This is a genomic window from Kineococcus gynurae, from assembly GCF_042433995.1.
GTDB classification, from domain to species: Bacteria; Actinomycetota; Actinomycetes; order Actinomycetales; family Kineococcaceae; genus Kineococcus; species Kineococcus gynurae.
Genome location: NZ_JBHLUI010000008.1, coordinates 640003 through 664346, shown reverse-complemented (window position 1 = coordinate 664346; position 24344 = coordinate 640003). Strand labels below are relative to the sequence as shown.

Annotated in this window: 22 protein-coding genes; 5 read left to right on the top strand and 17 right to left on the bottom strand. The window is 74.2% G+C overall.

Annotated elements, in window-relative coordinates; genetic code table 11:
• Positions 1 to 97 precede the first annotated feature (97 nt).
• Positions 98 to 1159 carry an alpha/beta fold hydrolase gene (locus ACFFKU_RS09495; RefSeq protein WP_380137441.1) on the top strand — a complete coding sequence of 354 codons (1062 nt, stop codon included), beginning with the start codon at positions 98 to 100 and terminating at the stop codon, positions 1157 to 1159.
• Between the two features lie 7 nt (positions 1160 to 1166).
• Here ACFFKU_RS09495 and ACFFKU_RS09490 read toward each other — a convergent pair whose 3' ends face one another.
• From ACFFKU_RS09490 to ACFFKU_RS09440, 11 genes are all read right to left on the bottom strand, one after another.
• Complete coding sequence (locus ACFFKU_RS09490; protein ID WP_380137439.1) at positions 1167 to 1757, bottom strand: dihydrofolate reductase family protein; 591 nt, start codon at positions 1755 to 1757, stop codon at positions 1167 to 1169.
• Between the two features lie 55 nt (positions 1758 to 1812).
• Positions 1813 to 2850, bottom strand: coding sequence for an intradiol ring-cleavage dioxygenase (locus tag ACFFKU_RS09485; protein WP_380137437.1), 1038 nt, complete (start codon positions 2848 to 2850; stop codon positions 1813 to 1815).
• 103 nt (positions 2851 to 2953) lie between these two features.
• Complete coding sequence (gene truB, locus ACFFKU_RS09480) at positions 2954 to 3844, bottom strand: tRNA pseudouridine(55) synthase TruB (protein ID WP_380137436.1); 891 nt, start codon at positions 3842 to 3844, stop codon at positions 2954 to 2956.
• Positions 3841 to 4752, bottom strand: a complete 912-nt coding sequence (locus tag ACFFKU_RS09475) for an ATP-grasp domain-containing protein (protein ID WP_380137435.1) — start codon at positions 4750 to 4752, stop codon at positions 3841 to 3843. Before ACFFKU_RS09475 ends, truB begins: the two co-directional genes overlap by 4 nt.
• Positions 4753 to 4791: 39 nt before the next feature.
• A complete protein-coding gene (locus tag ACFFKU_RS09470; RefSeq protein WP_380137434.1) occupies positions 4792 to 5316 on the bottom strand; it encodes a DUF3592 domain-containing protein in 525 nt (174 codons plus the stop codon).
• A 24-nt stretch (positions 5317 to 5340) separates the two neighbouring features.
• On the bottom strand, positions 5341 to 5838 hold the full coding sequence (gene rbfA / locus ACFFKU_RS09465) for a 30S ribosome-binding factor RbfA (protein WP_380137432.1): 498 nt from the start codon (positions 5836 to 5838) through the stop codon (positions 5341 to 5343).
• Between the two features lie 26 nt (positions 5839 to 5864).
• The gene (locus tag ACFFKU_RS09460; protein WP_380137430.1) at positions 5865 to 6158 is read right to left on the bottom strand and encodes a DUF503 domain-containing protein; all 294 of its coding nucleotides are present in this window, start codon (positions 6156 to 6158) and stop codon (positions 5865 to 5867) included.
• Between the two features lie 82 nt (positions 6159 to 6240).
• Positions 6241 to 9363: a translation initiation factor IF-2 gene (infB, locus tag ACFFKU_RS09455; protein WP_380137428.1), complete on the bottom strand. Its 3123-nt coding sequence runs from the start codon at positions 9361 to 9363 to the stop codon at positions 6241 to 6243.
• A gap of 88 nt (positions 9364 to 9451) precedes the next feature.
• The gene (locus ACFFKU_RS09450; RefSeq protein WP_380137426.1) at positions 9452 to 9733 is read right to left on the bottom strand and encodes a YlxR family protein; all 282 of its coding nucleotides are present in this window, start codon (positions 9731 to 9733) and stop codon (positions 9452 to 9454) included.
• A gap of 221 nt (positions 9734 to 9954) precedes the next feature.
• Entirely contained in the window at positions 9955 to 10938 is a 984-nt protein-coding gene (gene nusA / locus ACFFKU_RS09445; RefSeq protein WP_380137424.1) for a transcription termination factor NusA, read from the bottom strand.
• A complete protein-coding gene (locus ACFFKU_RS09440; protein ID WP_380137422.1) occupies positions 10935 to 11630 on the bottom strand; it encodes an LSm family protein in 696 nt (231 codons plus the stop codon). Before ACFFKU_RS09440 ends, nusA begins: the two co-directional genes overlap by 4 nt.
• Positions 11631 to 11885: 255 nt before the next feature.
• On the opposite strand from ACFFKU_RS09440, the gene ACFFKU_RS09435 reads away from it, so the two are divergent.
• From ACFFKU_RS09435 to ACFFKU_RS09425, 3 genes are all read left to right on the top strand, one after another.
• On the top strand, positions 11886 to 13037 hold the full coding sequence (locus tag ACFFKU_RS09435; protein WP_380137420.1) for a DUF4439 domain-containing protein: 1152 nt from the start codon (positions 11886 to 11888) through the stop codon (positions 13035 to 13037).
• Between the two features lie 13 nt (positions 13038 to 13050).
• Complete coding sequence (locus ACFFKU_RS09430; protein ID WP_380137419.1) at positions 13051 to 13944, top strand: endonuclease/exonuclease/phosphatase family protein; 894 nt, start codon at positions 13051 to 13053, stop codon at positions 13942 to 13944.
• Positions 13945 to 14106: 162 nt separating this feature from the next.
• Positions 14107 to 14877, top strand: coding sequence for a M15 family metallopeptidase (locus ACFFKU_RS09425; RefSeq protein WP_380137417.1), 771 nt, complete (start codon positions 14107 to 14109; stop codon positions 14875 to 14877).
• Here ACFFKU_RS09425 and ACFFKU_RS09420 read toward each other — a convergent pair.
• From ACFFKU_RS09420 to dxr, 5 genes are all read right to left on the bottom strand, one after another.
• Positions 14868 to 16646 (bottom strand): proline--tRNA ligase, encoded by a 1779-nt coding sequence (locus tag ACFFKU_RS09420; RefSeq protein WP_380137416.1) that lies wholly within the window; start codon positions 16644 to 16646, stop codon positions 14868 to 14870. The two genes, ACFFKU_RS09425 and ACFFKU_RS09420, sit on opposite strands and share 10 nt — an antisense overlap.
• Positions 16647 to 16677: 31 nt before the next feature.
• The gene (locus tag ACFFKU_RS09415) at positions 16678 to 17535 is read right to left on the bottom strand and encodes a GNAT family N-acetyltransferase (RefSeq protein WP_380137415.1); all 858 of its coding nucleotides are present in this window, start codon (positions 17533 to 17535) and stop codon (positions 16678 to 16680) included.
• A 114-nt stretch (positions 17536 to 17649) separates the two neighbouring features.
• Positions 17650 to 18810, bottom strand: a complete 1161-nt coding sequence (gene ispG / locus ACFFKU_RS09410; protein ID WP_380137414.1) for a flavodoxin-dependent (E)-4-hydroxy-3-methylbut-2-enyl-diphosphate synthase — start codon at positions 18808 to 18810, stop codon at positions 17650 to 17652.
• A gap of 107 nt (positions 18811 to 18917) precedes the next feature.
• Positions 18918 to 20252, bottom strand: a complete 1335-nt coding sequence (locus ACFFKU_RS09405; protein ID WP_380137413.1) for a M50 family metallopeptidase — start codon at positions 20250 to 20252, stop codon at positions 18918 to 18920.
• The gene (gene dxr / locus ACFFKU_RS09400; protein ID WP_380138063.1) at positions 20249 to 21478 is read right to left on the bottom strand and encodes a 1-deoxy-D-xylulose-5-phosphate reductoisomerase; all 1230 of its coding nucleotides are present in this window, start codon (positions 21476 to 21478) and stop codon (positions 20249 to 20251) included. The genes ACFFKU_RS09405 and dxr overlap by 4 nt, the downstream gene beginning before the upstream one ends.
• Positions 21479 to 21598: 120 nt before the next feature.
• Between dxr and ACFFKU_RS09395 the strand changes: the two genes are divergently transcribed.
• The gene (locus tag ACFFKU_RS09395) at positions 21599 to 22705 is read left to right on the top strand and encodes a trypsin-like serine peptidase (RefSeq protein ID WP_380137411.1); all 1107 of its coding nucleotides are present in this window, start codon (positions 21599 to 21601) and stop codon (positions 22703 to 22705) included.
• Between the two features lie 152 nt (positions 22706 to 22857).
• Here ACFFKU_RS09395 and ACFFKU_RS09390 read toward each other — a convergent pair whose 3' ends face one another.
• Positions 22858 to 24321, bottom strand: coding sequence for an NAD-dependent succinate-semialdehyde dehydrogenase (locus tag ACFFKU_RS09390; protein WP_380137409.1), 1464 nt, complete (start codon positions 24319 to 24321; stop codon positions 22858 to 22860).
• Positions 24322 to 24344: the final 23 nt, after the last annotated feature.

The window sequence follows — 24344 nt, the reverse complement described above, 5'->3', positions numbered from 1 at the left end:
CTTCCCTCCCGCCGCGCCGGGTGGCAGGCTGCCCAGCAGTCCGCCACCCGGCGCGACCCGTTCTGCCGGACCACCTCGACGACGAGGAGCACCACCGTTGCTGCCCAACGACTTCTACACCCCCGAGGTTCAGGGGGCCTACGACCTGCACTCCCTGGGGCGCTTCGAGCTGGAGGAGGGCGGGGTGATCGAGGACCTGCAGCTCGCCGTGGCCACCTACGGCGAACTCTCCCCCGCCAAGGACAACGCCATCCTCGTCCCGACCTGGTTCTCCGGGACGCACCAGACCTGGGAGCAGGTCTACATCGGACCGGGCCGGGCCCTCGACCCCGACCGGTACTTCATCGTGGTGGTGAACCAGATCGGCAACGGTCTCTCGACCTCCCCGCACACCGCCCCCGACGAGATCGCGATGTCGCGCTTCCCCAAGGTGCGCATCTCCGACGACGTGATCGCCCAGGAGCGGCTGCTGCGGGAGGTGTTCGGCATCGAGACCCTGCAGCTGGTCGTCGGCGGTTCGATGGGGGCGCAGCAGACGTGGGAGTGGGCCGTCCGGTTCCCCGACAAGGTGCTGCGGGCGGCCCCGATCGCCGGGACGGCGCAGAACACCCCGCACGACTTCCTGTTCACCCAGGCCCTCATGGATGCCATCACCTCCGACCCCGGGTGGGCCGGTGGGGAGTACTCCTCCCACACCGAGGTCGCGGCCGGGTTGCGTCGGCACGCCGGCATCTGGGCGGTACTGGGGCTCTCGACGGAGTTCTGGAAGACGGAGTTCTGGCGCGGCATCACGATGGGCGAGTACCGGTTCACGTCGATGGCGGACTTCCAGACGAACTTCATGGAGGCCGTCTTCACCGCCATGGACCCCGACGCCCTGCTGACCATGGGGTGGAAGTGGCAGCGCGGCGACGTCGCCCGGAACACCGACGGTGACCTGGCGGCGGCGCTCGGACGCGTCACCGCCCGGACGTTCGTCCTGCCCATCGACGAGGACATGTTCTTCCCGCCGCGCGACTGCGCCGCCGAAGCCGCCCTGACCCCGGGCGCCGAGCTGCGGGTGCTGCCGAGCATCGCCGGGCACTTCGGCCTGTTCGGGTTCGAGCAGACCTACCTGGACGCCCTGGACGGGCACCTGAAGGAGCTGCTGGCCGGTTGAGCCCGGCTCAGCGCCGGGGCACGAGCTCCACGAACGACACCCCGGAGGTGAAGTCGCGCCGCCCGACGGTGTCGAAGGGGCGGGGTCGGTAGCCGGCGCGGCCGAACAACGGGATCCCGTCACCGAGGACGACCGGGTTCACCTTGAGGTGGACCCGGTCGATCTCGTCCAGCAACGAACCGGCGAGGTGCCCGCCCCCGGCCAGGTAGACCGACGCCCCCGACCCGGCCTTCAGCTCGCGCACGGTCGCCACCGGGTCCTGGACGAGTTCGACGTCGGGGCCGACCTCGCGGCCGGGGGAACCCACGACGATCTGGCGCAGGTGGGCGTAGGGGCTCACGATGCCGGCCCGCAGTGCCGGGGTGTAGGTGTTCCAGCCCATCAGCACGGTGTCGAACCGGGAGCGGTCGGCGACGAGTCCGAGCGCGGACTGGACGTGGCTCGGGATGGTGTCGGTGAACTCCGCCAGCAGGGCCGCCAGGTGGTCCCCCTCCACGGGGAAGGCCGAGTAGTCCCCGTCCGGGGCGGCGATGAAACCGTCCAGGCTCACCGCCACGTGGTAGACGAGTTCACGGCGGTCCCCGGTGTCGACGCTCATCCCCGCATCCTCGACCGCACCTCAGCGGCGGGGCAACCGGGTTGCGACCGAGGGGTCAGGAGGTCGGAGGCTCCCCGCCCGGGCCACCCTCCGGCGGGGTGCCGGACGGCATCGACCCGGACGGCATCGACCCGGACGGCATCGACCCGGACGGCATCGCTCCTCCGGGGCCACCGCCGTTGCTGCCCGCCACCGTCCCGGGTTCGGTGGTCGTGTCGATGTTGACGCCGAGGCTCACCACGTACCCGTCGGAGACGTTCCCGGTGGCCGTCCCCAGCTGGGTGGCTCCACCGTCGTCACCGAACACGTTGTCGGAGTCCAAGGACACCTGGGCCAGGTTGGCGACCGACGTCTCGTACCCGGTGCTCGCGTAGACGGCGGCCGATGCGGCCTCGGGCAGCGCCACCTGCGACGTGGCCAGCAGGTTCGCGGTGTCGGTGATGCTCGCCTCGTCCGGGTAGACCTCGAAGTGGACGTGCGGCCAGCGACCGGAGTAGCAGGCCGGGTAGATGGAGGTGAACTCCACGACCCCGTCGGCGTCGGCGATCTGGACGCCGCGCAGGTAGTTCTCGTCCTCGATGCCCTCGCCGTACATCGAGTAGGCCCCGTCGCGGTCGCAGTGCCAGACGTAGACGGCGACGCCCGCGAAGGGTTGCGCGTTCACCATGTCGGTGACGGTCAGCCGCAACGTCATCGGGACCCCTTCGGCGACGGTGGTCGAGGTCCCGAAGCTCGACCGGATGTCGGAGCGGACGACGCCGGACTCCTCGAGCACGTCGGGACCGTTGCTGCCGTCACCCGGGTAGGGGCCCATCGTCTCCTCGGGGATCTCACCCGTCGACGTGGTCGTCGTGGTGGTCGCGGTCGTCGACCCGGTGCTGCTGCTGCTGCTGCCGCAGGCGGCGAGCGCGCCCACCCCGCCCAGCCCGAGCAGCGACAGCATGCGCCGGCGACCCAGGATCGTGCCGATGTCGAAGCGCAGGCCCTGGTCCTCGACGTCCTCCTCCGGTCGGGGCAGCACGCGCCCCTCGTAGGTGGGCACCGACGCGCTCGACTCCTCGTCGGGTCCGGGGGTGCTGATGTCCGTGCTCATGGTGTCCTCCGTCTGCGGTCCTGCTCGACGTGACCACCATCGGTGCGCCGACCCAGCAGGACCGGTGCCCCACCCAGGCGTTCCCTGTGAAGCGCGACGGGGGTCAGGCCGGGGTGAGCACGAGGACGGGCCGCGCACCGCGGGAGCCGTCCTCGAGCAGGGCCACCAGGACCCCCTCCGGTCCGAACGCGGCCACCGTCCCCGGGTGCCCCGTCGCCGCCAGGACGCCGCCGTGGGAGAGACGGTCGGCCTGGGCCGCGTCGACCTCGCGCGCCGGGAACAACCGTCGGGCGACGTCGGCCAGGGGCTGCACGGCGGGATCGGCCTCGACCGCCTCCAGGGTGCGGGACTCGGCCAGGGTGAACGGCCCGGACCGGGTGCGGCGCAACGCCGTCAGGTGCCCGCCCACCCCGAGCGCGCGGCCCAGGTCCCGGGCCAGCGCCCGGACGTAGGTGCCGCTGGAGACGGTGACGGCGACGTCCAGGTCGAGGTGGGGCCCGGACGCCCGCCGGTCCAGGACGGTGAACTCCGCGACGGTGACCGGGCGGGCGGGCAGCTCGACGTCTTCCCCGCCGCGCACCCGGGCGTAGGAGCGACGCCCGTCGACCTTGATGGCGCTGACCGAGCTCGGGACCTGCTGGATCGTCCCGGTGAGCCCGGCGACCGCGGCGGCCAGGGCCTCGTCGCCCAGGTGCGTCGCGGGCACCACCTCGCCCACGGGGTCGCCCTCGGCGTCGTCGGTGATCGTCGCGACCCCCAGCCGGACGGTCGCGGTGTAGGCCTTGTCGTGGGCGACAAGGTGGGTGAGGAACTTGGTCCCCCGGTTCGCGCCGAGGACGAGGACCCCGGTGGCGGCCGGGTCCAGCGTCCCGGCGTGGCCGACCCGCCGGGTCCCGAGCAGCCGCCGGCAGCGCCCCACGACGTCGTGCGAGGTCCACCCCGCAGGTTTGTCGACCACGAGGATGCCGTCGCCGACGTGGGGTCGTTCGCTCATCGGGCGACCCCCGCGGGGACGAGACGGGCCAGCACGGCGTCCGCCAGCCGCGCGGTGACGGCCTCGCTGCAGCGCAGGAACAGTTCGGGTTCGATGAGTTCGACCTCGACCAGGACGGGGTCCTCCGCGCCCAGGAGGTCGACGCGGGCGTAGAGCGGCGGGGTCCCCGGGACCCCCCCGGCCGCAGGCAGGGCGTCCAGGACGCGGGTGGCCAGGAGTCGTTGCGCCGCGGTCGGTTCGACGAGCTCGACCCGGCCCCCGAAGTGGTCGTGGACCCGGAACTCCCCCGCGGCCGGCGATTTCCGCACGGCCTGGGCGACCTCGCCGTCGACCAGGACCAGGGACACCTCCCCCTCGCTCAGCACGCGCGGCTCGAACTCCTGCAGCAGCACGTCCTGCGTGCGGGAGGCGGCGGCCAGGTCCGGTTCCACGTCGTCCAGCCGGCGACGCAGCGCCCCGTGGCCCCCCACCCCGGTCGCCGGTTTCACGACCACCTCGCGCACCCCTCGTCCGGCGAGCCCGGCCACGGCGGCTGACCGCTCGGACGCCCCGGCCCCGCGGGCGACGACGGCCGTCGCCGGCAGCGCGACCCCGGCCGCGGCCAGGTCGAGGAGGTAGCGCTTGTGGGCGTTCCAGGCCACGAGCGCGGGGTCGTTCAGGACGGTGGTGCGGGCGGCGATCTCCCCCAGCCGGGCCAGGAAGCGCTCCGGGGCGGCGACGTAGTCCCAGGGGGTGCGGACGACCACGAGGTCGGCGACCGCCCAGTCCTCGGCCGGGGGCGACGCGGGTCCGGTCCACGCCACCTCGCGCACGGTGGCCCCGCGCGCGGCGAGCGCCGCGGCGAGCAGGCCCGCGTCGGCCTCGGGCTTGGGCATGGTCTCGGCGGCGAGCAGCCAGACGGTGGCCACGGGGTCCCTCCAGGGCGTTGCGGGGTGGTGCGGGTCGGGTCAGAACAGCGAGAGGACGGCCAGGGAACCCGTCGCGACGACGGCGAGGCCGACGAGGAAGACCACGCCACCCCCGATGAGGATCCAGGCCGCGACGGCGGTCCCGCCCCGGGCGGTGCCCCACCACCCGACGCCCTCGACCACGACACCCGCGCGGGCGGGTTCGGCCGGGGAGTAGACGACCGTCGCCGGCTGTCCCGCCACGAACGAGTGGAGCGAGGTCTGCTCCCCGACCACCGTGTGCGCCCGTCCGTCGGCCTCGAACCGGACGACCGGGGAGAAGGTCAGCGACCCGTTGGCCCCCGACCGCATCCGGTTGTCGACGACCTCGCCGCGCGTGGTGACGCCCGTCCGGCTCCACCCGGCCAGCTCCCGGGCCCGGCGGCGCGAGCGGACCAGCAGCACCACGCCGCCGGCGACGAAGGCCAGCCCCAGCAGCGCCATCCCCACCACGACGGCGACGAAGAACAGCGAGAAGCCGCCCACGGCGGTGGTGACGGGGTCGGCCAGCGGGTTCGGACTCACCCGGCCATTGTGGCGCGGGCGGGCTCAGGCCCGGGGGGTGGCCGGGTCGGCGTCGTCGAGCTCGTCGTCCTCGTCGTCGAGCTCGTCCTCGAACTCGTCGTGCTCGACGGGCTTGCGGTAGGGGTCGGCCTCACCGGCCGGGGTCGCGCCCACGGCGAGGGCGGCGACCCGGGCGTCGGCCTCGGCCGCGACCCGGAGCAGGTCCTCGATGTGGGTCGCGGTCTCGGGGATCTCGTCGGAGACGAAGGTCAGCGTCGGGGTCAACCGGACACCGGTCCGCTTGCCGACCTCGGCCCGCAGGATGCCGGTGGCCGAGGTCAGGGCGGCGGCGCTGGCCTGCTTCTCCTCCTCGGAACCGAAGACCGTGTAGTAGAGGGTGGCGTGCTGGAGGTCGCCGGTCACCCGGGCGTCGGTGATGGTGACGAACCCGAGACGCGGGTCCTTGATGCGCTTCTCCAGCGCCTCGGCGACCACGACCTTGATGCGGTCGGCGAGCTTGCGGGCGCGGGTCTGGTCCACCACGGGAGAACTCCTGGAAGCAGTCGGGATCAGTCGTCGGAGGACAGGCTCTGCCTCCGGACGGAGAGGATCTGGAACTCCGGATGAGCGGCGACGAGCCGCTCGCACCGGTCGAGCACGTCGGTGCACCGGGCCGGGTCCGGCGCCACGCAGGCCACCGCGATCTCGGCACGGCGGTGCAGGTCGAGCGACCCCGTCTCCGCGGCCGCGACCTCGGTGTGGCGTCGGAGCTCGGCGAGCACCGGGCGGACGATGCCGCGTTTGCCCTTCAGCGAGTGGACGTCGCCGAGGAGCAGGTCGAACGTGAGCGTGGCGCAGAACATGGCGTGAGGTGCGCCGGGCGGGAACCCCCGGAGGGGTTCCCGCCCAGGCGACTTGCTCGGGCAGCGGCCGGGGCCGCCGCGGTCAGTTGCGCGGCTTCTCGCGCATCTCGTAGGTCTCGATGACGTCGTCGATCTGGATGTCGTTGTACGACCCCAGGCCGATACCGCACTCGTACCCTTCGCGGACCTCGGTCGCGTCGTCCTTGAACCGGCGCAGCGAGTCGATGGCGAGGTTGTTCCCGTGCACGACCCCGTTGCGCAGCACGCGCGCCCGGGAGTTGCGCCGGATCTCGCCGGACCGCACGAGGCAGCCCGCGATGTTGCCGAACTTGGAGGAGCGGAAGATCTCCCGGATCTCGGCGGTCCCGAGCTGGACCTCCTCGAACTCCGGCTTCAGCATCCCCTTCATGGCGCTCTCGACGTCCTCGATCGCCTGGTAGATGACCGAGTAGAACCGCACGTCGACGCCCTCGCGCTCGGCGTAATCCCGCGTCTGACCCTCGGGCCGGACGTTGAACCCGACGATGATCGCGCTGGAGGCCACGGCGAGGTTCACGTTGTTCTTCGTGATGGCCCCGACCCCGCGGTCGATGACCCGGATCTGGACCTCCTCACCGACGTCGATCTTCAGCAGGGCGTCCTCGAGGGCCTCGACCGAACCCGCCACGTCACCCTTGAGGATGAGGTTGAGGGTCTCGACCTTGCCCTGCTGCAGCGCCTTGGTGAAGTCCTCCAGGGAGATCTTCTTGCGCGACTTCGCCAGGGCGGCGCTGCGCTCGGCGGCGTCGCGCTTCTCGGCGATCTGCCGCGCGGTGCGGTCGTCCGGAGCGGCCAGGAAGGTGTCCCCGGCGCCCGGGACGGACGTCAGACCCAGGACCTGGACCGGACGCGACGGGGTCGCCTCGGTGATCGTCTCGCCGTACTCGTCGAGCATGGCCCGCACGCGGCCGTAGCCGGTGCCGGCGACGATCGCGTCCCCGACGCGCAGGGTCCCGGACTGGACGAGCACGGTGGCGACGGGGCCGCGGCCCTTGTCGAGGTTGGCCTCGATCGCGATGCCGCGAGCGTCCTTGTCGGGGTTGGCCCGCAGGTCCAGCGCCGCGTCGGCGGTGAGCAGGACGGCCTCGAGGAGGTCGTCCAGGCCCATCCCCTGCTTGGCGGAGACGTCGACGAACATCGTCTCGCCGCCGTACTCCTCGGCCACCAGGTTGTACTCGGTGAGCTGCTGGCGGACCTTCGCCGGGTTCGCCCCCTCCTTGTCGACCTTGTTGACCGCGACCACGATCGGCACGTCCGCCGCCTGGGCGTGGTTCAACGCCTCGATGGTCTGGGGCATCACGCCGTCGTCGGCCGCGACCACGAGGATCGCGATGTCGGTCACCTTCGCGCCTCGGGCACGCATGGCCGTGAAGGCCTCGTGACCCGGGGTGTCGATGAAGGTGATCGGCCGCTCGATGCCCTCGTGCTCCTTGGTGACCTGGTAGGCGCCGATGTGCTGGGTGATTCCACCGGCCTCCTTCGCGACCACGTCGGAGGAACGGATGGCGTCGAGCAGCTTGGTCTTCCCGTGGTCGACGTGACCCATGACGGTGACGACCGGAGGACGGGCCTCCAGCACCTCGTCGCCCTCGGCCTCGAGCTCGGCGTCGAGGTCGATGGAGAAGCCCGCGAGCAGCTCGCGCTCCTCGTCCTCGGGCGAGACGACCTCGATGACGTAGCCGAGCTCCTCGCCGAGCACCTGGAACGTGTCCTCGTCCAGGGAGGCGGTCGCGGTGACCATCTCGCCCAGGTGGAAGAGGATCGTCACCAGCGCCGCGGGGTCGGCGTCGATCCGCTCGGCGAAGTCGCTGACGGACGCGCCGCGCCGGATGCGGACGACGGTCGAGCCGTCCCCGCGCCGGACGGAGACGCCGCCGACCGAGGGGGCCTGCATCGCCTCGTACTCCTGGCGCTTCGCGCGCTTGGACTTGCGACCCTTGACCGGGCGGCCACCGGCGCGGCCGAACGCACCCTGCGTACCACCGCGACCGCCGCGCCCGGGACCACCCGGACGACCGCCGCCGAAGCCGCCGCCGCCACCGGGCGCACCGCCGCCGCCACCGGGACGACCGGCGCCGAAGCCGCCGCCGGCCCCGGGACGACCGCGACCGGGCGCACCCGGACGGCCGGCACCGGCACCGGGACGACCCACGGTCGGGCGCGCGGGCATCATGCCCGGGTTCGGCCGGGGACCACCCGGACGGGGCCCGCCGGGGCCGGCCGGCCCACGGTTGCCACCCTGCGGGCGGGGCATGCCCTGGTTCGCGGCGAAGGGGTTGTTGCCCGGACGCGGTCCACCGGGACCGGCCGGAGCACCCGGACGCGCGCCACCCGGACCGGCGCCGGGGCCGCGCTCACCGCGGTCGGCCGGACGCGGCATGCCCTGGTTGGACGCGAAGGGGTTGTTGCCCGGGCGCGGGGCACCCGCACCGGGACGACCGGGCGCACCGGCGCCGGGACGACCGGGGCCGGCGGTGCCGGGACGGGCGCCGGGGGCACCCGGACGCTCGGAACGGCCGCCGTCGCGGGGACCGCCCTCGCGGGGGCCACCGTCGCGGGGACCACCGTCACGGACCGGACGCTCACCGGGGCCGGGGCGACGGGCGCCCGGACCGGCGGGGGCGCCGGAGGAGGGACCGGCCGGACCTGGGGTGCCGGGACGACCCGGGGCACCCGGACGCACCGGACCACCGGGACGCGCCGCAGGACGACCACCGGCGGTGCCGGTGGGCGGGGTGCTCGGACGGGCGGCCGGCGCGGGACGCTGGGCGTCGGACGACGGGGCGCCACCCGGGGCAGCCGGCGAGGCCGGAGCACCCGCCGAGGCGGCGGGACGGGCCGGCGCCTGGAAGGCGGGCGTCTCGCTCGCCGCGGGCTGGGCCGGGGCGGGCGGGGCGCTGGGCGCGGACGGCGCGGCGGGGCCGGGACGGGCACCCGCGGGCAGCCGGGGACCCGGCTTGGCCGACGGTGCGGACGGCGCGGGGCGAGCGCCACCGGGCGCCCCACCACCGTTGGGGAACTTGTCCTTCAACCGCCGGATGACCGGCGGCTCGACGGTCGAGCTCGCCGAACGGACGAACTCACCCATCTCCTTGAGCGTGGCCAGAACGACCTTGCTCTCGACTCCGAACTCCTTGGCGAGCTCGTAGACCCGGACCTTTGCCACTTCTCTCCTGTCTCGGTCCGGGCCACCTCACAGGCCGGGACCGTCGTCAGTCGGGGGTACTCATGCGGGAGAACTCATCGGGTGCTCATCAGCTGCTCGACCCGCTCTCATCGGTGGTGGTTTCTCCACTGGTGTGGACGTGCGCGTCCAGGTGCCTGCGCACCGGGGACGAATCGACCGGACCGGCCAGGCGGAGGGCCCGGGCGAAAGCCCGTCTCCGTTCGGCCAGGTCCAGGCACGCGCTGCGGTGGTGCAGCCACGCGCCTCTGCCGGGAAGCCGGGACCGTGCATCCGCGACGACACTGACACCGTCGGCCGCGGAGACGACCCTCAACAACGACGCCCGGGGAGCCTTGTCCCGACAACCCACGCAGGTGCGCTCGGCTTCCCGGGAAGCCCCCTGGGGGCCCTGGGACCGGCCGCGCGTACGGGATCGCCGGTCGGAGGGACCGGACGCGTCAAGTGTAACGATGGCCCGAGTGTAGCGCCGCCCCGCGCTCGGGCGCGCCGCCCCCGGGGGGCCCCGGACCCGTCGCGCCGGGGGGCGGGGGCGGGGTGCGCCGACCGGTGCGGCCGGGGTCCGGCGGGACGTCAGGCGGGGTCCGCCGGCGTCTCGGTGTCGGGGCGGATGTCGATGCGCCAGCCGGTCAGCTTGGCCGCCAGCCGGGCGTTCTGCCCCTCCTTGCCGATCGCCAGCGACAGCTGGTAGTCGGGCACGACCACGCGCGCGGCGCGAGCCGCCTCGTCGACGACGGTGACGGAGCTGACCCGGGCCGGCGACAGCGCGTTGCCGACGAAGGTGGCCGGGTCGTCGCTGTGGTCGACGATGTCGATCTTCTCCCCGCGCAGCTCGGCCATGACCGCCCGCACACGCTGCCCCATCGGGCCGATGCAGGCGCCCTTGGCGTTGAGCCCGCCCACCTTGGCCCGGACCGCCATCTTGGACCGGTGCCCGGCCTCGCGGGACAGCGCGGTGATCTCGACGCTGCCGTCGGCGATCTCGGGGACCTCGAGCGCGAAGAGCTTGCGCACCAGCATCGGGTGCGAGCGCGACAGCAGCACCTGCGGCCCCTTGGGCCCCTGCTTGACCGAGACCACGAAGCAGCGCAGCCGGGTGCCGTGCTCGTACTTCTCCCCCGGCACCTGCTCCTGCAGGGGCAGGACGCCCTCGAGCGTCCCGAGGTCGACCTGGACGAGGCGCGGGTCGCGGCCCTGCTGGACGACCCCGGAGATGATCTCGCCCTCGGAGCCCGCGTACTCGCCCAGCACCTGCTGGTCGGCGGCGTCGCGCAACCGCTGCAGGATCACCTGGCGGGCGGTGGTCGCGGCGATCCGGCCGAACCCCGAGGGGGTGTCGTCGAACTCCGGCGAGAACGTGCCGTCCTCGTTGCGCTCCTTGGCCAGCACGCTGACCTCGCCGCTGGAGCGGTCCAGCTCGACGCGGGCGTCCTTCCAGGAGCCGTCGGTGTGGTGGTAGGCGATGAGCAGGGCCTGCTCGATCGCGCGGACCAGCGCCTCGAAGGAGATCTCCTTCTCGCGCTCCAGCATCCGCAGCGCGGCCATGTCGATGTTCACTGCGCGTCCTCGTCCTGCTCGTCGTGCTCGTCGGTTCTCGGCTCGTCGTCCGGCTCGTCGCCCTCGTCGAGCTCGTCCGGGTCGTCCAGGTCGTCGTCGTCCAGGTCGTCGTCGTCCGGCTCGTCGGTCCCGTCCGGGCCGTCCGCGCGGCGGAACTCGACCTGGACCTCACCCCGGACCAGCTCTGCCCACGTCAACCGGCGCGGGGCTCCGACGTCCTTGGCCCGCGGCGGGCGGCCCTTGACCATCTGGGGTTCCAGGTGCAGCAGCACGCCCCCCTCGGTCCCGTCCCCGTCGACCTCGACGACGCGACCGAGCAGGCTGGAACCGTCGGCCAGGACGGCCCGGACCAGACGGGTGCGCGCCCGACGCCAGTGCCGGGCGGCGGTCAGCGGGCGGTCGACCCCGGGCGAGGAGACCTCGAGCGTGTAGGGCGCCTCACCCAGCACGTCGGAGGCGTCGAGGGCCTCCGAGACCGCCTCGGAGGCGCGGGCCACGGCGTCGAGGTCGACCTCGTCGTGCCCGTCGGTCCCGGCGGGTCCGCTCTCCAGCGGGTCGGGCAGGTCCACCACGACACGCACGACCCGGCGCCGGCCGGCGGTGGTGACGGTGACCGCTTCGAGGACCAGCCCGGACCGTTCTCGCACGGGTCGTTCGAGCACCTGGGTCACGGCCTCGTCCAGCGACGGCACACCGGCTCCTCTCCTGCAGTTGTGGAACGCGCCGGGCGGGCCCGGAGGACCGCCGACGACGACGGACCAGCCTAGGGCATCCGCACCGCTTCCCTGGTGACCGCGCTCGTTCCCCGGGCCCCCGGTCGGGCCCACCCGCACCGGCACCCGCGGGCGGGGTGCGGCGCCGGGGACGGGTGGGGATTCCTTGATCACGGGTGGAGGTGGCGGGGGTGGGTGGACGGGGGTGGGTGGGCTGCGTGGCAGCATGCCCGGGTGCGCTCCGGGGGGTCGGTCGGGTCGGCGGGGCCGGCGGGACCGGGCCGGCGACGGGTCCTGACCTGGCTCGTCGGCGCCGGGATCGGTGCCGGTGCCGCGGCGGGTCTCACCGGCTGCGGGCTGCGCTGGGAGCCGGGGACGGTCGTGCCGAGCGCCACGCCGGGCCCGGACGACACGGCGCGCACCGGTCAGATCGCCACCACCCTGCGGATCCGGGCCGTCGCCGCGACGGTCCTGCCCGGGACCGACGCCACGCCGACCGGCGGACCGACCGGGAGCGAGCCGTCGGGCGACCCGGCCTCCGCGACCGTGCCACCGCGACGATCGGGGGAGGCCCCACCCGCGGCGCAGACCCTCGCCGCGACGGTGCAGGCCGTGGCCACGCCGCAGCTGCAGGCCCTGGGGGCCGACCCGGACGCGCCGGACCCGGTCGTGACCCCCGCGCCGGAGCCGGCGACCGCCCTGGCCGACGCCCTCGCGGCCGGCGTCGACGACGCCTTCGCCGCCGTGACCCGGGTGAGCGGTCCCCTGGCCCGCCTGCTGGCCGCCCTGCTCACCGCCCGGCTGCTGCAGGCCGACGAGCTCGCCGCCGCCCTCGGCAGTCCGACCCCCGCCCTGCCCGCGGCCGTGCCCGTGGCCACGACGACCCGGGCGGCCGGGGCGCTGCAGCAGCTCCTGGCCGCCGAGCACGCCGCCTGCTACGCCTACGGCCTGCTGGCCGGGCGGTTCCGCGCGGCCGGGGACGAGCCGGGGGTGGCCGCCGCGCTGGCCGGTCTCGCCCTGCACCGGGTCGCCCGCGACGACCTGGCCGACCGGATCGGCGCCCGCGGGGCCGACCCGCGTCGGGCCGCGCCCGCCTACGCGGTGGAGGTCGCGCAGACCGCCGAGCAGGCCCGGTCCCAGGCCGTCGCGCTCGAGCAGCGACTGGCCGTCGTGTACGCCGCCGCGGTGGCCGACCACCCCGCCGACCGCGACCTCGCCGTCCGCGGACTGGTGCGGGCCGCCCGGGCGACGCGCTCCTTCGGCGGTCCGATCGAGGCCCTGCCCGGTCTGGCGGACCCCGGGTCGGTCGCGGGGGCCGACCCCAGTGCCGACCCCGGTGCCGACCCCGACGCCGACCCTGGCGCTGCCGAGGGCGCGGCGGGGTGAGATGGTCGCGACGATGAGCACCGCGAACGACGCCGCCGGCCGGGTGCGGATCCTGACCTGGAACGTCTGGTGGCGCTTCGGCGACTGGCGGGCCCGGCGCGAGGTCCTCCTCGACGTGATCCGCGACGCCGACCCGGACGTCGTGGGGCTGCAGGAGGTCTGGGGCTTCGCCGACCCGGCGGACCCGGAGGACAACCTCGCCTGGTGGTTGGCCGACCGCCTGGGGTACCGGTGGGAGTTCTCGGCGTCCTCGGCGCCGCACCGCTGGCAGAACCGGTTGCGGCTGACCGGGGAGGACGCCGACGCGGCCGACCGGATCGCCGACATCGAGTTCGGCAACGCCGTGCTGTCTCGTCACCCGTTGCGGGACAAGCACATCGAACGGCTCAGTGGCGGGCACCGGGACGACGAGGGGCGCACAGCGCTCCAGGTCACGGTCGACCTGCCGACGGGGTCGCTGCCCTTCACGACCACGCACCTGAACTCCGCCCCCTACGACTCCGCCGTGCGGCACCGCCAGCTCGGGGAGGTCGTGCGCCTGGTCGCCGGCGAGGGGCGCCGACCGGGGTACCCGCCGGTGCTGACCGGGGACTTCAACGCCGTGCCCGAGTCCGACGAGGTCCGCTACGCCTGCGGGTACCTGACCCCGGGCCCGGTCCGGGACTTCGTGCTGCTGGACGCCTGGCGCTTCGCCGAACCCGGTGACCCGGGGCTGACCTGGAATCGGCGCAACCCCTTCGTGGCCCGCGTCCACCAGCCGAGCGCCCGCATCGACTACGTGCTCGTGGGGTTGGCGCCCTTCAGCGGGGAGGGGTCGGTGCTCGGGGCCCACCTGGTGGGGACCGAGCCCGTGGACGGGATCTGGCCCTCCGACCACGCCGCGATCGTGGTCGACCTGCGGGCCTGACCGCCCGGCCCCGCCCCGCCGGGACGCACGCCGACACACCGGCGGACACGCCGAGAAGTACTCACCCTGCGCTCATGTCCGGCGCGCCTCGGTGACGTCGTGCGGAGCGCGGAGCACACTCCCACCTCGACCAGAGTCGTCCCGTCGACCGCAGGGGGTCCGGTGCCGTCCCGTTTCGCCGCCGAGGTGCTCCCCGACGGACGTCGCCGTTACCCGCGCGAGGCGGTCCTGGCCCGACGCCGACTGCTGGGTGGGGTGGTGCTGGGCGGGGCCGCCGCGATCGCGGGCTCGCGCCTGCTCGGCCGGGACGAGGCGGTCGCCTCCCCCGGGCAGCAGGCCCTCGCCGAGAGCGGCTACTCCCTCACCGACCCGACGAGCCCGTGGGTCGTCGTGAACAAGCGGCACCCCCTCGACCCCATCGACCACGCCCCGCGCGAACTGGTCACCGTCGGGGACCGGCCCGTGGCCGCCGCCGTCGTCCCCGACCTGCAGGAGCTGCTCGCCGCGGCCGAGGCCGACGGCGTCTCCCTCGTCTTGACCAGCGGTTACCGCTCGTTCGCCGACCAGCAGACCGTCCACGCGGGTTCGCGCAGCCGCAACGGCGACGAACTGGCCGAACAGGTGTCGGCCCGGCCCGGCTTCAGCGAGCACCAGACCGGGTTCGCCGTCGACTTCGGCAGTCGGCAGGCGCCGGAGTGCGCGGCGCTGGACTGCTTCGCCGACACCCCCGAGGCCCGGTGGCTGGGCGAGCGGGCGGGCGGGTTCGGCTTCCTGCTCCGCTACCCGCCCGGCCTCACCGCGGTGACCGGCTACGCGGCCGAGTCCTGGCACCACCGCTGGGTCGGGCGCGACCTCACCGCCCGCCTGGCGCGAGCCGGGGTGGCGACCCTGGAGGAGTTCTTCGGCGTGCCCGGCGGACCGACCTACGCCTGAGACCCGTTCTCGCCCCGGACCTCGGCCCGGACCCGCGCGACCGCCTCGGTCAGCGGGACCTGCTCGGAGGAGCCGGAACGGCGGTCCTTGAGCTCGACCGTCCCCTCGACCAGGCCCTTGCCGACGACGAGGATCGTGGGGACCCCGATGAGCTCGGCGTCCTTGAACTTCACCCCGGGCGACACCTTCGGGCGGTCGTCGTAGAGCACCTCGACCCCGAGGTCCTCGAGCTCCCCGGCCAGGCGCGCCGCCGTCTCGAAGACCGCCGGGTCCTTGCCGGTGGCCACCACGTGCACGTCGTAGGGCGCCAGCGCGCGCGGCCAGACCAGACCCTTGTCGTCGTGGTTCTCCTCGGCGACGCAGGCCAGCGCCCGGGTCACCCCGATCCCGTAGGACCCCATGGTCACCACGACCTGCTTGCCGTTCTCATCCAGCACCTTGAGGTCGAGCGCGTCCGCGAAACGGCGCCCCAGCGCGAAGATGTGCGCGATCTCGATCCCCCGGGCGAGTTCCAGCGGCCCCGAACCGTCGGGGGCCTCGTCGCCGGAGCGCACCTCGGCGGCCTCCACGACGCCGTCGGGGGTGAAGTCGCGGCCCGCCACGAGGTCGTAGACGTGCCGGCCCGGCGCGTCCGCACCCGTCACCCACGCGGTTCCGTCCACGACCCGGGGGTCGACGAGGTAGCGGATGCCGCTGGCGTTCTCCGAACCCAGGACGCCGGGGCCGATGTACCCCTTGACGAGGGCCGGGTTCCGGGCGAAGTCGGCGGCCTCGAAGGGTTCGACCTCGGCCGGCGACAGCGCCGCCTCGAGGCGTTTCAGGTCGACCTCGCGGTCGCCAGGAACCCCGACGGCCAAGGGTTCGCGGGTCCCGTCCGGGTGCTTGAGGACGACGACGACGTTCTTGAGGGTGTCGGCGGCGGTCCACGGCCGGTCCGGGCGCGGGTGCTTCTCGTTGGACACGGTCACGAGGGTGTCGATGGTCGGCGTGTCCGGGGTGTCCTCGACGTGCGCGGCGGGCAGGCCGTCGAAGGGGATCGCCGGCGGCGCCAGGGTCGTGACCGCCTCGACGTTCGCGGCGTACCCGCCGGGCGAGCGCACGAACGTGTCCTCCCCGATCGCGGTGGGGTGCAGGAACTCCTCGCTGCGCGAGCCGCCCATCGCCCCCGACATCGCCGAGACGACGACGAACTCCAACCCGAGGCGGGCGAAGATCTTGATGTAGGCCTCGCGGTGCAGTTCGTAGGACGCCGCCAGCCCGGCGTCGTCGACGTCGAAGCTGTAGGAGTCCTTCATGGTGAACTCGCGCCCGCGCAGGATGCCCGCGCGCGGGCGGGCCTCGTCGCGGTACTTGGTCTGGATCTGGTAGATCGACAGCGGCAGGTCCTTGTACGAGGAGTACAGGTCCTTGACCAGGAGGGTGAACATCTCCTCGTGGGTCGGGGCCAGCAGGTAGTCGGCCCCCTTGCGGTCCTTGAGTTTGAAGATGCCGTCGCCGTAGTCGCTCCAGCGGTTCGTGGCCTCGTACGGCTCGCGCGGCAGCAGCGCCGGGAAGTGGACCTCCTGGGCGCCGGCCGCGTCCATCTCCTCGCGGACGACGTCCTCGACCTTGCGCAGCACCTTCAGACCCAGCGGCAGCCAGGTGTAGATCCCCGGCGCCGCCCGCCGGATGTAGCCGGCCCGGACGAGCAGCTTGTGGCTCGCGACCTCGGCCTCGACCGGGTCCTCCCGCAGGGTCCGCAGGAACAGGGTCGACATCCGCATCAGCACGCGGACAGGCTACCGGCGCACCGTCATGCGCCTAGAACAACACCGTCGCGAACTCTCCGACGGTACGGAACCCGACCCGGTGGTAGGCCCGCAGGGCCCGCTCGTTGTAGTCGTTGACGTACAGGGAGACGGTCTCGGCGCCCCCGGCGCGGGCCTGCTCGACCACGGCGGCCATGCCGGGCACGGAGAGCCCCTCGCCCCGGCGGTGCGGGGCGACCCACACCCCCTGCACCTGCACGACCTTCGGGGAGAACGCGCCGAGCTCGGCCTTGAAGACCACCTCGGGACCCTGCGCCCCGTGGTCGATCCGGACGAAGGACCTCCCCGTCGAGACGAGCTCGGCGATCCGGGAGCGGTAGACGCCGCCCCCGTCCGGCGGGGCCGGCGGGTAGCCGATCTCCTCGGTGAACATCGCCACGCAGGCGGGGACGACGAGGTCGAGCTCGCGCAGGGTCGCCCGGCGGACCAGCGGGTCGGCGGGGACGACGGGCGGGCCGTCGCAGACCATCAACGGCTGCCGAGCCCGGACCTCGCGGACCCCGCGCCAGTGCGTCTCGAGGCGCTGCCAGAGCGCGAGGACCTGATCGGCCGGGCCGACCAGGGAGGAGCAGCGCCGCCCTTCCTGCCGGGCGCGTTCGGCGAAGGCGTCCAGCGCGGCGGGGGTGGCCTCGACCGGGACGAGGTTCGCCCCCGACCAGCAGGCCGAGACCAGCTGCTCACCCTCGAACCAACCCCAGATCTGCCCGCCCAGGTCCGCGCCCGGCCGGGCGAGCAACCCCAGCAACCGGGCCGAGACGAACAGGTTGCCGACCGGGTCGCGTTCGCAGAGCCGCAGCAGGGCCGGGGCGTCGCCGCCGGACAGCAGACGCAGGCGACCGGCTCCGCTCACGGGCGGGACCCGGGGGCTCGGCGGCGCGCCCGAGGGGGTGAGGTGCACGGGGGCATCCTGTCGCCTCCGCCGGGAGGCGTCGAGGCGAACGCGCCGCGGTGGGGGCTCAGCCGGTCACCCGACGGTGACGGTCGGGGCCCCGGCCCCGGCCTCGTCGGTGGGCTCGCCCATCTCGGCGGCCAGCCGGTTGGCCTCCTCGATGAGGGTCTCGACGATGAGGTGCTCGGGCACGGTCTTGATGACCTCGCCCTTGACGAAGATCTGCCCCTTGCCGTTGCCGCTCGCGACGCCGAGGTCGGCCTCGCGGGCCTCCCCCGGCCCGTTGACGACGCAGCCCATGACCGCGACCCGCAGGGGCACGCTCATCCCCTCCAGGCCCTCGGTCACGGCGTCGGCCAGGGAGTACACGTCGACCTGGGCCCGGCCGCAGGAGGGGCAGGAGACGATCTCCAGCTTGCGCGGGCGCAGGTTCAGCGACTGCAGGATCTGGATGCCGACCTTGACCTCCTCGGCCGGCGGTGCCGACAGGGAGACCCGGATCGTGTCGCCGATGCCCTTGCTCAGCAGCGCCCCGAACGCGGTCGCCGACTTGATGGTGCCCTGGAACGCCGGACCCGCCTCGGTCACGCCGAGGTGCAGCGGCCAGTCCCCGCGCTCGGACAGCAGCTCGTAGGCCCGGACCATGACGACGGGGTCGTTGTGCTTGACCGAGATCTTGAAGTCGTGGAAGTCGTGCTCCTCGAACAGCGAGGCCTCCCAGACCGCCGACTCGACCAGCGCCTCGGGCGTGGCCTTGCCGTACTTGGCCATGAGCCGCGGGTCGAGCGAGCCCGCGTTCACACCGATCCGGATGGAGACGCCGGCGTCCTTGGCCGCCCGGGCGATCTCCTTGACCTGGTCGTCGAACTTGCGGATGTTGCCCGGGTTCACCCGGACCGCGGCGCACCCGGCGTCGATGGCCGCGAAGACGTACTTGGGCTGGAAGTGGATGTCGGCGATCACCGGGATCTGCGACTTCTTGGCGATGATCGGCAGGGCCTCGGCGTCGTCGGCGCTGGGGCAGGCGACGCGGACGATGTCGCACCCGGTCGCGGTGAGCTCGGCGATCTGCTGCAGGGTCGCGTTGATGTCGGTGGTCGGGGTGGTGGTCATCGACTGCACCGAGACGGGGGCGTCACCGCCGACGTCGACCGTGCCCACCTTGATCTTGCGGGTCTTGCGCCGCGGGGAGAGGACGGGCGGCGGGAGGGCGGGGAGTCCGAGGCTGACGCTCACGCCCGCCAGTATCGCCCCCCGCCCCGGTGCTCACCCACCGGGCGTCCACCCCGTCCACCGCCCGCGCCGACTCTCCACCCGGGTCTCACCCGCGTCTCACCCGCGTCTCACCCGGGCAGCCGGACCGGACGCACGATGTCGGCGTAGAGCAGCAGCACCGACATGCCGATCAGCAGCAGCGACACCGCGTAGGCCACCGGCATGCCCTTGGCCACGTCGACCGGCCCGGGGTCCGGGCGGCGGGTGAGCCGGCAGAACGCCTTCTTGACGATCTCCCACAGCGCCCCGGCGATGTGCCCGCCGTCGAAGGGCAGCAGGGGGATGAGGTTGAACACGAACAGGGCCACGTTGAGCCCGGCCAGCAGCGAGATCAACCGGTTGGCCCGCTCCAGCACGACGTCGCTCGTCGTCTGCTGCGGCAACGCGTTCAGCTCCCCGGCCAACCGCCCGATCCCGACGACCCCGATCGGACCGTTCGGGTCGCGGGCCTCGCTGCCGAAGGCGGCCTGGGCCACGTCGTAGAGCCGTTGCGGGAGCCGGACGACCACGCCGGCCACACCCTCGACCTGCTGCCCGACGATGCCCGGGATCTCGGTCAGCGGGACCCGTTGCAGCGAGGGCAACGGGCTGACCCCGAGGAAGCCGACGACGACGCTGCGACCGGTCGGACGACCGTCGTCGCCGATGACCGGCCGCTCGGTCCGGATCGGGATGATCGTCAGCGTCAGCGGTTCGCCCCGGCGCTCGACGCCGATCGCGACCGGCTCCTCGGCGGCGGCCCGGATCAGGCCCTGGAGCTGCTCCCAGCTCGTGACCGGGGTCCCGGCGAAGCTCGTGACGACGTCACCCGGGAGGAGCCCGGCCGCCGCGGCCGGCGTCGCCGGGTCCTCCGAGGAGCAGGTGGTCGCCGTGCTGGTGGCCGGCAGGACGCAGCGGTTGACCTCGGCCAGCGTCAGCGAGGTGCCCGTGGCCGCCCCGATGCCGCTGAACGCGACCGCGGTCAGGACGACCGCGAGCAGCAGGTTGACCACCGGCCCGCCGGCCATGATGACGATCCGCTTCAGCACGGGCAGCCGGTAGAAGGCGCGGTGGGCGTCCTCGGGGCCGAACTCCTCGGCCCCGGCCTGGCGGGCCTCCTCGACCATGAGCGCCCAGCGCCCCGTCGAGGAGGCGCGGACGCGCTGGTCGGGGTCGTTCCGGGCGGGCGGGAACATCCCGATCATCCGGATGTAGCCGCCGAGCGGGACGGCCTTGACCCCGTACTCGGTCTCGCCCCGACGACGGGAGAACAGGGTCGGGCCGAAACCCACCATGTACTGGGTGACCTTGACGCCGAACCGTTTGGCGGGCAGCAGGTGCCCCACCTCGTGCAGGGCGATCGACAGCGCGAGCCCGAGGGCGGCGACGGCGATGCCGACCACCCAGAGCAGGACCTCGTTCACCCGCCCACCCGCGCGCTCAGCTCGCGCGCCCGGGCGCGGGCCCAGTCCTCGGCCGCCAGGACGTCGGCCACGTCGCGGGGGTCGCCGCCCGGCCGGTGCTCGGCCACGACGGTCGCGACCGTGTCGACGATGCCCAGGAAGGGCAGCCGCCCCGCGTGGAAGGCGGCCACGCACTCCTCGTTGGCGGCGTTGAAGACGGCGGGCACCGTCGAACCCCGGGTCCCGGCCTCCCGGGCCAGCTGCAGCGCCGGGAAGGCCTCGTCGTCGACCGGTTCGAAGGTCCAGCTCGCCGCCGTCGTCCAGTCCAGCCCCGCCGTCGCGCCCGGCACCCGCTCGGGCCAGCCCAGGCCGAGCGCGATGGGCAGGCGCATGTCCGGCGGGGAGCACTGGGCCAGCGTCGAGCCGTCCACGAACTCGACCATCGAGTGCACGACGGACTGCGGGTGCACCACCACGTCGATGCGGTCGTAGGGCAGGTCGAAGAGCAGGTGCGCCTCGATGACCTCCAGCCCCTTGTTCACCAGGGTCGCCGAGTTGGTGGTCACCACCGGCCCCATCGACCAGGTCGGGTGGGCCAGGGCCTCGGCCGGGGTGATCGCCCCCAGCTCCGAGCGGCCGCGTCCGCGGAACGGCCCGCCCGAGGCGGTCAGCACCAGCCGCCGGACCTCCTCCGCCGCGCCGCCCCGCAGGCACTGCGCGAGCGCGGAGTGCTCGGAGTCGACCGGGACGACCTGGCCGGGAGCGGCCGCGGCGGTCACCAGCGGACCGCCGGCGACCAGGGACTCCTTGTTGGCCAGGGCCAGCGTGCTGCCCGCCCGGAGGGCGGCGAGGGTCGGGCCCAGGCCGACCGATCCCGTCATCCCGTTGAGCACGACGTCGGTGGGGCGCCCCCCGACCTCCGCGGCCGCGTCCGGCCCGGCGAGCACCTCGGGCCGGTAGTCCGGGACCCCGGCGGCGCTCGCGATGGCCGCCAGGGCCTCGACCAGCTCGGCCCGGACCCCCTCGCGGGCGACGGCCACGGTCTCGACGCGGTGGCGCACGGCCTGGGCGGCGAGGGCGGCGACGTCGGCGCCCCCGGCGGCCAGGGCCTGGACCACGAAGCGGTCGGGGGCGGCGTCGACGACCTCCAGGGCCTGGGTGCCGATGGATCCGGTGGAGCCGAGCAGGACGACGCGGCGGGGGCCCTCGGGGGCCGCGGGGAGGACGGGCTGGGTCACGGGGCCCATCATCACCCGCGCCGTGACGGGACCGTCACGAGCCACCGCCGGGACGACACCACCGGTTGGCCCCGGAGCCCCCGCCTGTGGTCGGCTGGGGTCGACCCCTCCCCCGGAAGGACCGTCGCCGTGCCTGCAGCCAGCCGACCGCCCGCACCGTCCCGACCCGCCGACCGCCCCCGCCCGTCCGCCCGCGCGCGCTCGCGGACGGCGGCCCGGATCGCCGCCGCGCTGGGGCCGGTGCTCGGCGCGGTGCTCGCCCTGCCCGCGCCCGCGCTGGCCGTGTCCCCCGCCATGTCGCCCGCCGAGGCCGCGGGGGATGTCGCGACCGCCGGGGCGGGACAGCGCGACGCGGCCCAGCGGTACTGGACGGTCGACCGGATGGCCGACGCCCTCCCCGTGACTCCCGCCGGCGCTCCGATCCCCGACCACCCGAACGGGACCGGGCGGGCGGCGACCGGGCTGCTCTCCACGTCCGCGGGCGACGAGGCCCGCCTCGTCGGCGCGACCCGCTGGACCGCGGCGAGCCCGGTCACCGACGTCGTCGGCAAGGTGTTCTTCACCCGTGCGGGTCGGCCCTACGTCTGCTCGGCCGCGAGCGTGGGGGCGGGTGCCGTCGGCGTGGTGGTCACCGCCGGGCACTGCACCTTCCAGGCGGGACGGCCGGTGGAGAACTTCGTCTTCGTGCCGGGGTACGCGGCCGGGGTACGCCCGCACGGCACCTGGCCCGCGCAGACCCTGCTCACGACCGAGGCGTGGCGGACGGCCGCGCCCGGCACGCCCGCCGCCCTGGCCGGCGACGTCGGGTTCGCCGTCCTGGCCCCGCAGGACGGTCGGTCGCTCGGGGAGGTCGTGGGCGCCCTCGACATCGCCTTCGCCCCGGTGGAGGACCCCGCCGGCTCGGGCGACCCGGTCCGCCCCGGGGCCGCGGAGGTGACCGTCCTCGGCTACCCCGCCGGCGGTGGCGAGCAGGACGGGGAGCACCTCACCTGGTGCGCCGGCCCCACCGACCGCGACACCACCACGACCCGGGACCGCTCGATCGGCTGCGCGATGTCGGGGGGCTCCAGCGGCGGGCCCTGGATCACCGACCTCGACCCCCGGACGGGGTCCGGGACGGTCACCTCGGTCGTCTCCTTCGCCTACGAGGGCGACACGAGCACGCTGTTCGGCCCGGTCCTGGGACCCGGCGCCCGCGCCGCCTACGACGCCGCCCGGACCACCCCGCCCCGCTGAGGCGGGTTCGGCGGCCGCGCGCACGACCACGGGGTGACGTCGCAGGGTGACGGCACAGGGGGACCCTGCGCCCGATGAACGAGCGCATGGTCCCCTGTGCCGGTCGGACCGGCGGGACGGACGGGGTCGCGCGGACCCCGGTCAGGTGCGGATCAGAGCGGGAAGCCGACGTACTTGGTCTCGAGGTACTCCTCGATGCCTTCGGCGCCGCCCTCGCGGCCGAAGCCCGAGGCCTTGACGCCACCGAACGGGGCGGCCGCGTTGGAGATCACCCCGGCGTTCAGGCCGACCATGCCGGTCTCGAGCTCCTCGCTGACGCGCAGGCCCCGACCGAGGTTCTCGGTGTAGGCGTAGGCGATGAGGCCGTACTCGCTGCCGTTGGCCAGGGCCAGCACCTCCTCCTCGGTGTCGAAGGTGACCACCGGGGCGATCGGGCCGAACGTCTCCTCGGTGAGCAGGCGGGCGTCGGCGGGCACGTCCTGCAGCACGGTCGGGGCGTAGAAGTACCCGTCCCCGGCGGGGGCGGACCCCCCGGCCAGGACGGTCGCCCCGGCCGAGACCGCCTCGGACACGCGACGGGCCACGTCGTCGCGGGCGCCGGCGTCGATCAGCGGACCGACCTGGACGCCGTCCTCGGTCCCGCGACCGATCTTGAGCGACCCCATGCGCTCGGCCAGGCGGCGGGAGAACTCGGCCGCGACACCGCGCTGGACGTAGAACCGGTTGGCGGCGGTGCAGGCCTCGCCCATGTTGCGCATCTTGGCCGCCATGGCGCCCTCGACCGCCTTGTCCAGGTCGGCGTCGTCGAACACCAGGAACGGGGCGTTGCCGCCGAGTTCCATCGAGGTCCGGAGCAGCTGGGTCGCGGACTGCTCGACCAGGCGCTGCCCGACCGCGGTGGAACCGGTGAAGGTGAGCTTGCGCAGCCGCGGGTCGCGGATGAGCGGTTCCATGACCTTGCCGGTCGTGGAGGAGGTGACGACGTTGAGGACCCCGTCGGGCAGCCCGGCCTCCTCGAACGTCCTGGCCAGCAGCAGCATCGACAGCGGCGTCTGCGTGGCGGGTTTCACGACCATGGTGCAGCCGGCGGCCACCGCGGGCCCGATCTTGCGGGTCCCCATGGCCAGCGGGAAGTTCCACGGCGTGATCATCAGGCAGGGTCCGACCGGACCCTTCATGGTGAGCAGTCGCGAACCCCCGACGGGGTTCTCGGAGTATCGACCGGAGATGCGCGGAGCCTCCTCGGAGAACCAGCGCAGGAACTCCGCGGCGTACTTGACCTCCCCCGCCGACTCCGCCAGCGGCTTGCCCATCTCCATGGTCATCAGCAGCGCGAACTCGTCGGCGCGGGCGACGACGAGCTCGAAGGCGCGGCGCAGGATCTCGGCCCGCTCGCGCGCGGGCACCTTGCGCCAGGTCTTCTGGGCCTCGTGCGCGGCGGCCAGGGCCGCGTCACCGTCGGCGACGGTGGCGTCGGCCACGGTGGCGAGGGTCTTGCCGGTGGCCGGGTCCTCGACGTCGATGCGGCCACCGCCCGCCCCCTCGCGCCAGGTCCCGCCGATGAGCAGCTGGGTGGGGACCGAGTTCAGGACGGTCGCTTCGTCGGGCTTCGACATGGGGCGATCCCTTCGGGGTTCGT

Bases quoted from the DNA above. Each gene is read 5' to 3' on its own strand.
- ACFFKU_RS09490 (WP_380137439.1), bottom strand. From the start codon at position 1,757: ATGAGCGTCGACACCGGGGACCGCCGTGAACTCGTCTACCACGTGGCG.
- ACFFKU_RS09485 (WP_380137437.1), bottom strand. From the start codon at position 2,850: ATGAGCACGGACATCAGCACCCCCGGACCCGACGAGGAGTCGAGCGCG.
- truB (WP_380137436.1), bottom strand. From the start codon at position 3,844: ATGAGCGAACGACCCCACGTCGGCGACGGCATCCTCGTGGTCGACAAA.
- ACFFKU_RS09460 (WP_380137430.1), bottom strand. From the start codon at position 6,158: ATGTTCTGCGCCACGCTCACGTTCGACCTGCTCCTCGGCGACGTCCAC.
- ACFFKU_RS09430 (WP_380137419.1), top strand. From the start codon at position 13,051: ATGAGCACCGCGAACGACGCCGCCGGCCGGGTGCGGATCCTGACCTGG.
- dxr (WP_380138063.1), bottom strand. From the start codon at position 21,478: ATGGGCCCCGTGACCCAGCCCGTCCTCCCCGCGGCCCCCGAGGGCCCC.
- ACFFKU_RS09390 (WP_380137409.1), bottom strand. From the start codon at position 24,321: ATGTCGAAGCCCGACGAAGCGACCGTCCTGAACTCGGTCCCCACCCAG.